This is a genomic window from Peptostreptococcus canis (assembly GCF_014229965.1).
In the GTDB taxonomy this organism is placed as follows: domain Bacteria; phylum Bacillota; class Clostridia; order Peptostreptococcales; family Peptostreptococcaceae; genus Peptostreptococcus; species Peptostreptococcus canis.
The window spans coordinates 430,550-443,973 of sequence record NZ_JABGBW010000001.1 but is presented as its reverse complement, the minus strand read 5'-3'; the positions used below and the strand labels follow the sequence as shown (position 1 = coordinate 443,973).

9 protein-coding genes are annotated in these 13,424 nt (G+C 31.0%); all 9 read right to left on the bottom strand.

The window, feature by feature from the left end:
- Position 1 precedes the first annotated feature (1 nt).
- The 9 genes from HLB29_RS02090 to HLB29_RS02050 all read right to left on the bottom strand — a co-directional run bounded on the left by HLB29_RS02090 (position 2) and on the right by HLB29_RS02050 (position 13,224).
- Positions 2 to 1,120, bottom strand: a complete 1,119-nt coding sequence (locus HLB29_RS02090) for a 2-hydroxyacyl-CoA dehydratase subunit D (RefSeq protein WP_185623497.1) — start codon at positions 1,118 to 1,120, stop codon at positions 2 to 4.
- Positions 1,113 to 2,357: a 2-hydroxyacyl-CoA dehydratase subunit D gene (locus HLB29_RS02085; protein ID WP_185623496.1), complete on the bottom strand. Its 1,245-nt coding sequence runs from the start codon at positions 2,355 to 2,357 to the stop codon at positions 1,113 to 1,115. The genes HLB29_RS02090 and HLB29_RS02085 overlap by 8 nt, the downstream gene beginning before the upstream one ends.
- A 13-nt stretch (positions 2,358 to 2,370) precedes the next feature.
- Entirely contained in the window at positions 2,371 to 3,159 is a 789-nt protein-coding gene (locus HLB29_RS02080) for an acyl-CoA dehydratase activase (protein WP_207719491.1), read from the bottom strand.
- Positions 3,160 to 3,252: 93 nt separating this feature from the next.
- A complete protein-coding gene (locus tag HLB29_RS02075) occupies positions 3,253 to 4,491 on the bottom strand; it encodes a CaiB/BaiF CoA transferase family protein (protein ID WP_185623495.1) in 1,239 nt (412 codons plus the stop codon).
- Positions 4,492 to 4,563: 72 nt separating this feature from the next.
- The gene (locus HLB29_RS02070) at positions 4,564 to 6,156 is read right to left on the bottom strand and encodes a class I adenylate-forming enzyme family protein (RefSeq protein WP_185623494.1); all 1,593 of its coding nucleotides are present in this window, start codon (positions 6,154 to 6,156) and stop codon (positions 4,564 to 4,566) included.
- A gap of 255 nt (positions 6,157 to 6,411) precedes the next feature.
- Entirely contained in the window at positions 6,412 to 7,077 is a 666-nt protein-coding gene (locus HLB29_RS02065; protein ID WP_185623493.1) for a GntR family transcriptional regulator, read from the bottom strand.
- A 284-nt stretch (positions 7,078 to 7,361) separates the two neighbouring features.
- The gene (nrdF, locus tag HLB29_RS02060) at positions 7,362 to 8,360 is read right to left on the bottom strand and encodes a class 1b ribonucleoside-diphosphate reductase subunit beta (RefSeq protein WP_185623492.1); all 999 of its coding nucleotides are present in this window, start codon (positions 8,358 to 8,360) and stop codon (positions 7,362 to 7,364) included.
- A gap of 22 nt (positions 8,361 to 8,382) precedes the next feature.
- Positions 8,383 to 10,503 (bottom strand): class 1b ribonucleoside-diphosphate reductase subunit alpha, encoded by a 2,121-nt coding sequence (gene nrdE / locus HLB29_RS02055; protein WP_185623491.1) that lies wholly within the window; start codon positions 10,501 to 10,503, stop codon positions 8,383 to 8,385.
- 327 nt (positions 10,504 to 10,830) lie between these two features.
- Complete coding sequence (locus HLB29_RS02050; protein ID WP_185623490.1) at positions 10,831 to 13,224, bottom strand: L,D-transpeptidase family protein; 2,394 nt, start codon at positions 13,222 to 13,224, stop codon at positions 10,831 to 10,833.
- Positions 13,225 to 13,424: the final 200 nt, after the last annotated feature.

Sequence of the window (13,424 nt, the reverse complement as noted above, 5' to 3'; positions counted from 1 at the left end):
ATTAAATCATGTCTGCAAATGTCTGCAATGCAGTATTTGCTTGTTCGAAGTTAGTCATTTGTTGATCCACTTCAACTAAAATATTCATTATTCCTGCCTCGTTAAGTTCATTTCTGATAATAGGATAATCAAATTCATCTGAATCACTGAACTTAGTCAATAGATAAGCCACACCATCAGCATTGTGTTTTTTAACCTTATCCATTATTATTTTACCTCTTAGTTTTTCTGGATCGTACAGTAATGTACTACCTTCTATATCTGAAATCCACTTAGCTAAAGCTCTAACTGGATTGTCAGTTCCTTCATCTACTAAGTAGTCAAACTGTCCTGATTCATGGTTGATATTATCATCTACTATTCCTAGTTTATGATTCTCAAATATCTTTAAAATTTCTGGGCTGTTTGCCAATAGACCAGTTGTAACTACTTTCTTTCCATCAAATGCTTCTTCTGGCATAGCTTTTAATTCGTTGTTTATTTCTTCAACAATTGCTAAATGTTCTGCCTTATCCATAAAATATGCACTTGACATTACTCTAGCCCTATAAGTTGGAGTAATAGTATTTAAATGTTTAGCAGCTAAAGTATTGAATTCCTGCAATGCTTTTCTATGTTTATTGTATAGTAATATAGCTTCTTCAACTTTACTGTTTTCCAATTTACAGTCAGCTATTTTTTCAAGTTCAGCGATTAATTTTACATACTGTTTTTCATTAAAATCTAATCCTGCCTTGATTTTTCTGTTTTGTCCATATCCTATATACAAACATGGAACATTCTTCACGGCTCTTTTCCAGTTCTGGCTAAGACTCTTTAATCCATCACTTAGACCCGGTATAATCATACCTGACATTTTATCAAGCTTTCCTTCTAGTCCCAAATCCATAAGTCTTAAAATTGGAGCAGCATAAAAAGCAGGGAAATATTCTTTTGATAAAGTTACTTCACCTTCAGCCCCCCATATACCCATAGGTATCATTCCAAGTGCATATACTAATTCTTCCGGAGCGTAAACAGGTGCACAACCAATTACCTTTTTACCTTCAGCTACATATTTATCTAGCTGTTCAAATGGACATACGTCTAACTTATTTAATAATGCTTCTATATTACTCATTTGCCTGCCCCTCCTTCATTTTAGCTGCTTTATTAGCTTCCATTACTTCTATAAGACCTTGAACTCTTGTATCATATTGAGCTTCTGAGAAGTTTCTTGGATCCGCCTGGTCGCCATCAAATGTAGCAGTTGGGATACCAGTCTTTTCTCTTATTTCTCTTTCCATTTCATACATGATACCGCTCCACTGCTTACAACTTCTATTTATGTGAATCAACATACCATCTATGTTATTTTCCTCAACTAATTTAAGTCTCATATCAGTCGCTCTTTCATAAGAAATAGCATTTGGAGTTCCACAATAAGCCTGCATTAACTCATAAGTATTATTATAAATATATCCAAATGCATCTGCATATACCGTACCACAAACATTAACACCGTTATCCTTCAACTGTTTAAAAGTATGTCTTAAATGTGGCCAACATGCAATTCCTTCAAATAATATTCTATACTTTTCTTCTCCTTTAAAAGTCGACTTACCTGTTTTTACATTCTCATCAAATTCTTTTGCAAGTTTTTCAAAAGCAATAGCTGATTCTTCTTTACCTCTAGCACAAACAGCAACTGCCATATGGTTAAATACATCAAATCCACTGAATGGAGATGGAGTATACTTAGCATAGCCAGTAGCATCTAACCATGCTCTACCAGTTCTCTGAGAAGTTTCCATTACTTTTTCAAATTTTTCTTCATCCCACTTCTTACCTGTCAAATCTTCTAACTGTTTTATCGCATAATCAAACTGTCCCCTTAAATATTCTACTCTGTCTTCTCCAGCTTCATAGTCATTATTATAAGGTACATCTATTAAAATTAGTGGAACATTACATTCTTTCGCTAAATTTTCATACCATTTGATCATACAGTTACAGATATTGTTACAACAAGCAACGAAATCCGGCTGTGGCATATTTAACTCTGGAGCATCTTTCACATCCATATAAGCCAAACTTATTCTTGCATATGCACAAATATCATTAGAATATCCTTCATTTTCAGCAATTTCACACATTCTCTGTCCGCCGCCTTTTGCTGATATAGCCGCTGCCTGATTTTCCGGATAAACTACTTTTATTCCCATAGTTTCAAATATTTCTTGTGGGAAATTAGAAGCACACCAACCAACTTTTTCTCCATTATTTTTTGCATCCCATGCATCTTTATAATGTTTTGCAACAATCTCGCCCAACAATACTTTTGCTGGCTTTTCTTCAACCATTCCTGTATTACTCATGATAAGCTCCTTTCTAGCCCTTTAGATATTCATCGTAAGCGTATAAAGCCGCTCCAATCGCACCAGCCATTTGTGAATCTGGTGATATTTTAATTTCTGTTTCCAATTCTTCTCCCAATGCTCTTACTATTCCGGAGTTCTTTGTTACACCACCAGTCATTGCTACTGGTTGTGTTAACCCTCCTCTTTTTGCAAGTCCAGCTACTCTCGTAGCAACTGAAGCATGTATTCCTCTCAATATATTAGGAATAGGGATTTTCTTTGCCATACAAGAAATTACTTCTGATTCGGCAAATACTGTACAAGTAGAACTAATTGGTGTCTTTTCAGTTGCTTCTTTGTCAAGATCTCCCATGTCTTCTAACTTGACATCCAAAACTCCTGCCATTACTTCCAAAAATCTTCCTGTACCTGCAGCACATTTATCATTCATCAAGAAATTCGTCAATTGACCTTTGCTGCTAAGCTTAAGAACTTTTATATCCTGTCCGCCAATATCTATAATTGTTCTAACATCTCCAAATATAAAAGCTCCTCCTCTAGCATGACAACTAAGCTCACTCATCGTCTTTCTAGCACCTTCGTAACTGTTTCTACCATATCCGGTAGAAACAATCACATCGATGTCTTCATATGTTAAATTTGCTTTTTTAAGAACTTCATCAATTACTTGATCGGCACCTTTTGTACCAGCTCCTAAGTTTACTACGCCTTCACTTATAACTTCTTTTCCATTTTTGAGTATTACACACTTTGATGACGTTGAACCTATGTCAATACCCATTGTATATATATCGCTCATCTTCATTATCCTCTTATTTTATTTAGTTTTGTCCCTTAAAATCTTCAAACATAACAAATAATCGAATTAGTAATACTCAACTACTAATTAACCTTATTTATCTTCCCAAACGTAAAGAATTTTTTCTTCCAACATCTTATTAACTTCTTCGTCAGAATATCCTATTTCCTTAAGAATTTCTACCCCGTGCTCGCCGATAAATGGTCCTCTATTATATGGAGTAGGTCCCATTTCATGATATTTTACCGGCTGTTTAACAAGGACTCTTTCTGCATTTGGATATTGCATCTTGTGGAAGCAATCATTTGCCCAAGCCTGCTTGTCTTCTAATATTTCTTCCCATGACTGAGCTAATGAGAAAGGAATATCAGCATTTGTTAACACTTCTTTCCATTCAGAATAATCTCTTTCCCCAAATCTAGCCATTATTCTATCATATACTGTAACTCCTAATCCATTTTCAGCTAACTTCTGAACTGGGAATAAATTTTCATCATCTGCCATATCTTCTAATCCTAATGCTGTTGTAAATTTTTTAAAGTAAGTATTGTAGTCAGGCATACAAGTCTGAATATATCTATCATCCTTTGTGTGCCAAGCAGCATTAAGAGGATTATTAGCCTCTCTAATATTTATAGGATATTTAACACCATAATCTGGATATTGAGCAGCCTGAACCATCATACCCATATTGAATACGGCACTTTCAAATAAACTTGTTTCAACTTTTTCTCCTTCTCCAGTCTTCTTAGCATGATAAAGAGCAGCCAATATACCAGCAGCAAGATTCATACCAACATTATGATCTCCTATACCTGGAACCATATTCATAGGTACATCTGTTTTCTGTCTTAAAGTTTCAAGATAACCTGCTCTTGCAAAGAACGCTGTAAAGTCAAATCCTGGTAAGTCTTTATCAGGACCATATTCACCATAACCAGTACAAATACCATAAACCAAACTTGGATATTTAACCTTTAAAGTTTCATAGTCTAAACCTGCTCTTTCTAAAGCCTGAACTCTCCAGTTAGTTATCATGATATCTGCACCTTCTAATAATTTAAAGAATGCTTCTTTTCCTACTGGATCCTTCATATTGATAGAAATACATCTCTTGTTGGCATTTTCAAGTTCCCAAGTAGTATTTTCATACATATCTAGAGGTCTTCCTTCAGTTGGTGCAGTAAATCTCAACGGATCTCCTTTTGCACTTTCGACCTTTATTACGTCTGCCCCTAAGTCAGCTAAAAATCTTCCTGTAGTTGCCGCAGCAATAAAGTTTGCAAGTTCAACAACCTTAATTCCCTCTAACGGTTTTCTTTTTGTGCTCATTACAATACCTCCCAAAATAATATTAAAAATTACATTATTTAATTAAAATATATAAATGATATACATCATATTTTAACTTATTTGACTTACCTTGCAATCTATTCCTTCCAACTTCATATCAACCATTTCCTTTAGTTCTTTTTCATTAATCTTTCCTGTTGAATTTTTTGGAAATTCATCTATAAATACAAAGTATCTCGGAATTTTATATTTACTTATATTTTCTTCAAGATATTCCCTTATTTCCCTTTCTAACTTTGGATTATCCCTACCTTGAATACAAGCTACAATTTCTTCTTGTAGAACTTCGGATTTTTTACCAAATACGAAGACTTCTACTCCTTTTCTTGCTTCTTTAATAAATTTTTCTATCTCATTAGGCGAAATATTTTCTCCACCTCTTATAATCAAATTTTTTCTCCTACCTACTACATATAAATAATTGTTATCATCTAAATACGCTAAGTCTCCTGTTTTTAACCACCCATCTGATTGAACAGCATCACATATTACCGGATCAGATGATAAATAACCTTGAGTTACGTTATAACCTTTTACGTAAATTTCCCCAACCTCTCCTATTGCACACTCTTTTTTTGTTTCTAAGTCCACTATTTTTACAGTTACATTATCAATAATTTTCCCTGAAGAAATCGATTTTAATCCAACTGTATCATCATATCTAGCAATTGAAACACATGGGGATGCTTCAGTAAGACCATAAGAAGTTTGCAATTTTATATTAGGCAATTTATCACAAATCTCTCGATATTCATCTTCAAATATAGGAGAACCTGCTATAATACCACTTCTAACTGTGCTTAAATTATAATCTTTCATTTTAGGATTTTTTACCAATGCAAGAAACATACTCGGTACTCCATTCAATATTGTACATTCATCCTCTTCAATGGTTTGACACACATTTATAGTTTTATACTTTTCTAAAAGTGATATACTCATTCCCCCTATGATGCTAGTCATTAAACTTACCGTTATTCCGAAACAGTGAAACAGAGGAACTGCTAGACACATCCTATCTTTTGCATTCCATCTCATTTGTTTGACTACCTCTCTGGCATTATTTACTAACGAATAATGACTCAACATTACACCTTTACAATCATTTGTTGTTCCAGATGTAAAAAGTATACAGGACAAATCTTTTGCCTTGCTATTATTAACTTCTATGTCAAATTTCAACTTACTTCTTTGAACAAATTTTTCCCATTCTTGATATGTTTTCTCAATATTAAAAGTTCTCAATTTTTTCATCTTAATATTTTTTCTTAGGTTTTTTACTACAGTACTAATCGAATCGTTTTCTGAAAAACCTGTATAAAATAAATATTTAATATCTGCAATCTCAATGCAGTTTATTAATTCTTTTTCTTTATAACATGAATTTATCAATACTGCCACAGCACCTACTTTTTGAAGTGCTATAAAAGATATTATCCAACTAGGACTATTTAAACCAATTATTCCAACCTTTTCACCTGACTTTAATCCTTGTTCTATCAAAGCAGCCGCCATTTTACTGGTTATATTATTAACATATTCCCATGTAAAGACCTCTTGATTATTTTTTATAAAGATTTTATCAGGTGTCTTGGATACTCTTTCGGCAAAACACTCATGTATTGTTTTGTTAATTAGCTCCATAGCAATACCTCCAAACTGAAAACAATAAAAGCCTTTTAATAAATACAAATATCTTTTATAATTACTATAATATTATAAATCCAGTCATCCAGTAATTAATTTGTATTCCCTTAGGCTACTTGTATACCAGTTTTACTCTTAAGATAAGTTTACCATTTTTTTATAAATAAGTAAATAGAAAAAATTATTGTTAAAAAAAAATTAACAAACCTATAAACAAAATAACTTTTTGTAAAAAATAAACTTACCAATAGTTTAATTTCTAAAATAATGTTTATATTCATCACTTGATTTTATCACATATGAAACTGTATCTATATGATGAGACATTGAATCCAGTGCTTTTTCTAAATTATTATCCTTTATATGTTTTAAAATAGTATCATGTTCATCTATTAATCTAGATATTTTGTACCCGGATTTTATATATACATTTCTCCAACGACTAATATGCAATAAGTGTTCATTAATCAAACGAAGTATATTTTTAGTCTCCACACTCAACATTATATACTCATGAAATTGTTCATCCAATCTTTTAAAATCAAGAAGATATTCTTTGGCATCATAAAATTTTTTTTGTTGTTCGATATTTTCTTCCATTTTTTTTATTACACTAGATTTATCTTCTTTTTTCATGAATCTGTACAACATCTCCTTTTCAACAGATATCCTGATAAGTAATGCTGTCTTTATATATTCTAAATCGATTAAAGTAACATATGTACCTCTTTGCGGATAAACATCAAGAAAGCCAAGTTGTGCTAACCTCGCAATTGAATTTCTAACAACAGATCTAGAAACCTTATACTCTTCTGCAATCTTGTTTTCGCTTATTTTACAACCAGGCTCAAGTTCAAGATTAATTATTCTATCCAAAAGATTATTATATATAATATCTGAAGATGCTGGTTTTTCCATATAATCAACTCCAAACTATTTTTTCTATATACTAGTATACCACATTTTTATTTTTAATCAATGCAAACATTTTCTTTTTATACCAAACACTACAGAATAGATGTATTTTTCATTTACATTAAATATATTTTGTGTGCATTAGGAACGCTTATATATATCAATAAGTTTTTTTAATAAATGATATTTTTTTCGTTAAAGTGTACTTCTCTTTAAAAAGTAAAAAACCGTAGGAAATATTTCTATTTTCTACGGTAAAATTATTTATAATACAATCCACTTGATTTTTAATCCAAATTTTCAAAAACAAAATCTGAATCTTCCAATGGTTCATATATTCCTTTTTGATATCCATTCCCCTTTGTAGAGAAAAAATCGTGAGTTTTAGTTTCTGTGCTTAGACCGTTTAAAACAATCGCATTTACAGGCTCGACTTTATAAAATTCTTCAAACCCCATATTAGTAAGAGCTGTGTTAGCATTGTACTTTAAAAAATTAATAACCTGTTCTTCAAGCCCGGAACCTTCATATATTAATCTTGTGTAGTTTTCTTCATTTTCCATCAATTCTTTTAAAAGGGAATATACCTTATCTTTTAATTCATTTTTATCATCATAAGAAAATTCATTAAATTTTTCTTGGGCTAAAAGACCTATATATTTACCATGCAAAGATTCATCTCTCAGTATCAGAGAAATTATTTCGCCACTTGATATCATCTTACCCTGTCCTGCCAAAAATAGAGGATAGAAAAATCCACTATAAAACAGAAAACTCTCCAAAAATACACTTGTGGCCATTGATAAATAAAGACTTTTAGGATCTGTCGTATTTTTATATTGTCTAAGTATTATTTTTGCTTTATTTTGTAAAAGAGGCTCTTCTTCTATCCATACAAAGAGTTCGTCAATTTCTTTTTTTGAGAGAAGAGTCGTAAAAATACTGGAATAACTTTTTGCATGTATTTCCTCCATTGTTCCCATGAATGATAAAACTGCTTTTCTTTGAAAATTCTCAGTTAAATCCATCATAGACGGAATACCGTCGTTCCCCTGCTTGGTATCCAATAAGGTAAGTCCAGCTAAAACTCTTTTATAAAGTATTCTTTCTTTTTCAGACAAATTACTCCAACTGGGAATATCTTTTGATATCGGCACTTCTTCTGGTAACCAAAATTGCTTTACATTTTGTTCCCAAAATGCCTGCGTAAAATCATCATCCTCTGTATCCCAATTGACCGCTTTATGGACTTTATTTACTTCATCTTCAATAGTTTTATTACTCATATCATCCTCCATATTCCAAAAATTATACCGAACAAGATAAACATTCGTTATTTAATTCTCTCAACATCTTTGTTCTAGTATAATATAGACTCTTTAGTCCTTTTTTATAACCATATATATAATATCTTGCAATATCTCTAGTCGTTTTATCATCAGTTATAAACAGTGTAGTAGAAATTCCCTGATCCACATGTGCCTGCACAGTTGCAACTACATCGATTACTTTTAACATATCTGTATTGTAAGCACTCCTATAAAATAACATATTTTCATTAGTCAAAAATGGCATTGGATAAATCGTAGTTGAATCACCATAAATTCTCACTTCAATCTGCTCGGTTATAGGCATTACTGAAGATGTAGAATTTTGGACATAACTAATACTTTGAGTTGGTGCAATAGCCATAAGATATGCATTATATATCCCTGCTTCTTTTACCTCATCTAACAATTTTGCCCAATCATTTTTTGTAGGTATATATATACCATCAAATAGAGATTTAACTTTGTCAGTATTGGGTAAAAAATCTTCTCTATAATATTTTCCCAAAACATCACTATTTTTTCCCTTTGCATATTCTGACTTTTCAAAACCCTGGAAAGTTTCATTCTTTTCCTTTGCAATATACATGGAAGTTCTGATAGCATAGTATCTCATCATAGCAAAAAATACATTGCAAAAATCCACTGCCTCTTCCGAATCATACACAATATTATTTTTTATTAAATATCCGTGTAAATTCATGGCTCCTAATCCCACAGAATGACTTCTATCATTCCCTCTTTTCACAGTAGGTACTTCTTTTATACTAGTTCTGTCACTTACATCAGTTAAAAATCTTATAGCTGTTTCAACCGCCTCATCAATTTTTTTATTTTCCATCACATTAGATATATTTAAAGAACCCAAATTACAACTTATATCTTGTCCCCAAATACTTTCTTCTGAACCAAAACTTTTTATATCAGACGGCTCTTGATATTGAAAAATTTCACAGCATAAATTTGACATTCTAATCATTCCTACATCTTTTAATGTATGTTGCTTATTGGCGGTATCTATAAATACTATATATGGATAACCACTTTCCATTTGTGTGGCAGCAATTCTAGTAAGTATTTGTCTAGGATTTATTTCTTTCTTTATAACATCGGGATCATCAACCAATTTATCATACCATTCTTCCATGTTTAAATCATCTAAATGCAAACCATATTTTTTAAAAATAGAATGTGGATAAAATGCATATCCTATCGTATTTTTTTCTGCAAGTTCCATAAATTTATCCGGAATTATAGCACCAATTGACAATGTAGCTAATCGAACTCTTTCATCTGCATTTATCTTTTTTGTATCCATCAAATTATCAAAGTCAGCATGCAATACATTTAAATATACTGCACCAGCACCTTGTCTGGCTCCCATCTGATTAAAGTAGCTAAAACTCTGTTCCAACATCTTAGCAACTCCAACGACACCACCACTTGCACCTTCGATTCCTTTGATAGACTCTCCCCTAGCTCTAAGTCTAGTAAGATTCAAAGCTACACCACCGCCTATTTTAGAAAGATGATTTGCCGATGCTACAGCATAACTAATCCCTTCACAACTATCTTCCACCGTTATTAAAAAACAACTAACCAATTCACCGGCTCTTTTTCTGCCAAGATTTAAAAATGTAGGAGTTGCCGGTTGAAACTCTTGATTTATTAGTTTTTCTGCTACTCTTCTTGCTACATCTTCATTACCATTGGCTATAGCTAAAGAACATATCATTATTTTGTCTTCATAATTTTCAAGTATATACTTTCCATCATCTGTTTTTAAAGCATAGTTTTCATAAAATTTACTAGCACTCATAAACGACTGAAATTCAAAACTAAAACTATTTATAAAGCCGTATAACTCTTCAATAAAATCTAATGAATATTTATTTATTATCGATTCTTCATAATAATTTTCTTTGACTAAATATTTTATTTTTTCCTTTGTCGAATTAAATTTTTTTGTTCTTGCATCTATAGAATCACTTAGGTAAACTGATAAAGCCTCTTTATCCTTGTGTAGTTGATATTTACCATGAATATCTCTGACAATTACCTCATTGTTTAATTCAATATAGTTAGTTGTATTATTACTCATTACAATCTCCTCTTAAATATAACCTTCTATTATTTTTTAGTTATTTTATCCTAAAATCAAAATATATATCTAATAATAGATAAATATTTTTGATTTATAAATTACTCCTTTTTACAATACCCAAAAAATGAAAAAATACGCATTCAAAATCAATATATTGGTTTTAAATACGTATTTTTTATTCAAACACACTATATTTAGTATATATTTTGTATCTGTAATATGCTTATATTTATGTATACCTATCTTTATGTGATTATTATTACTTCTAAATTATAGTTTTTTAATAGTTCAAAAAATTCGTCTCATAAAAACTATTTATTTATCTTAATAATGCACTACAACCGGCATCCCTTCTTTTGCTAAAGAATAAAATTGAGCCATACTTCCATAAGGCGTATTTATACAACCATGAGAACCAGCATATAAATATCTGGAACCTCCATATACTGGTTGCCAACTTGCATCATGAATACCTATATCGCCATTGAATGGCATCCAATAGCTAACTGGTGAAGCATATCCAGGTCCTCTAAGAGTCGCATGTCTAGTCTTATAATTAAGAGGATAAATTCCAGTAGGAGTTGCATCTCCTCTATTAGGATTACCAGACACTATAGGCGTTGAAACTATTGCTTTTCCATCTCTCACAAACCACATATGCTGACTTCCTAAATCAATTTCTATAAATTCATTTCCCATATCATTTTTACTTCTCGATACAGCCGTTTGTGCATAAATAGGTTTTCTTTTTACAATATCTTTCTTTGCCTCAACTAATTTTAAGAGTGCATCTGTTTCTTTCTCCCTGTCAATAAGCCAGCCATAAACTCCACCACTTACTTTTAGCATCTCACCTGTAGAAGCAGATTTTATTTCCCTAGTATCGCCATAAGTAGAATATTTTCTACTTAAACTTCTAACAAATTCTCTGACATTATCTCTACTTAGTTCTACACTATAATCTTTTTCTGAATCGACTTTAAACATCTTAACTATGTCCTGCCCGGTAGCTGTAAATGTCTCATATTCAAAATCATACTCGATTTTCATATTTGTATAAGGTTCTATTTCATCTATTGCCTTTTTTAAACGAGAATCCTTGTATGTATTTTTTTGTGGTAAGTATACATAATCATCATAATTTGCAAAAACAGCTTCTGCCTTTATAGAATCTTTTACAAATTTATATACTTTTTCTTTGACGGGAGTACTTCCAATATCTCCTTTATTAGCAAACATCTTTTTTTCCTTGATATTATAATCTGGAAATGCACTTATAGGTGGCGTTATATTCTTCTTATCAAATATATTAAAATCGTCAACTATTTTTTCAAGCTTTGATTCATCAAATTTAATATTAAGCTGTCCGTCTATTTTTGAATCACTAAAAAATGCTTTCGGCCACGTCAAAAAACCTTGCTCTTTTTTAATATTTGTAGCACTTCCATCTGAAATATATTCTATTTCAATATCATCTCCCTTAATAGAATCTTTCACATTTTTTCTTCCATTAAGCGTTAATTTATATCCCTCCAACCTTGCTTTTGCTAAAGTATCAAGTTCTTTTGGGGTTTTAAATGATACATTAATTCCATTTACATATGTATTTGGATAAAATCTACCATTAAATAATACACATCCTATAATATATATTATTAGTAAAATTGCTATAATTATTCCAATAACTTTCTTAAAAGTTCTATTTTTCTTTGGTTTTTCATCCACTACACTATTGATATTTGAAATTAAAGGTGCAGACTTAACTTTCTTTTTTTCTATTTTATTCTTTTTAGCCTTTTTATCTTCGCTGGCATTATTATCTTTAGAATAATTGGATTTATTTATGTTTGCCTCTTCTTTTAAATCATTATTAGAGTCAGAGCCATTTGAATTATTTTTATCTTCTTTTTTATCATCTAACGATTTGTCTTGATTATTTAATAACTCTTTTTGCTTTTTCTTTTCTTGTTCTGCTTTCTGTTGTCTAATCAACCCTTCTTCTTTTCTTTTTTCTTCAGCAAGTCTTTTCTCCTCAGCAATCCTTTTTTCTTCCTCTTGCTTTTTTAATAGTTCTTCCTTTTTCTTCTTTTCCTCTTCCATTTTTTTCTCCTCAAACTCTGCTGCTAATCTGGATTCTGCAACTTTCACAACATCTTCAAATGGAGCATCTTCAATATCCAGTTTTTTAATACTATTAATATCTATTTCTTCATCTCCACTTTTTTCTTGTACTATAACCTCTTCATCATTAATTCCATTTTTTATATCCTCTGCAGTAAAAATAGAATCAACTGTTAATACATCCTCTTCATAGTCTTTACCACCCTCAGTTCGATTCTTTTTGTTATTTAAATACATTTTCTCATCTTCAACAGAAATTATTCTATCTGCAGTTTTCATCCTACTTGATGACTTTTCATTGCTTTTACTGTAAACATAACTACTCGTTTTACCAAAATCGTCTTCATTATTACTTAATGTTTGGACATTAGATACAACTTCCGGTTTATTCTTCGGTGTATCTTTTTTTTGCATTTCTTCTATTTCTTTAAAAGAATTTGCCTCTAAATTATATATATTCTCATCGTAATTAGAATCTACACTTGCCTTTTCTTCTTTATTCTTCTCTAAAACTATATCATTAGTTTTTTTTGAGAATGGAAATAACTTCTTTTTTCTAGACTCTTTTTCAAGCCTTTTTCTCTCCACTCTTGACATAAAACTACCCCTTTAAATTACACTATATTTTTTATATAAAACCATGAAATATCTTTAAGAATACATATGTTTTTAAAAGTAGCTTATAGACTTTCTAATCCGCTATTTTCAATATGTATTTTAAAATATAATCACTTAAAATATAGTTTAACATACTTACAAGTTCTATGTGTATATATTTACCGAATTGTTACTTTTAT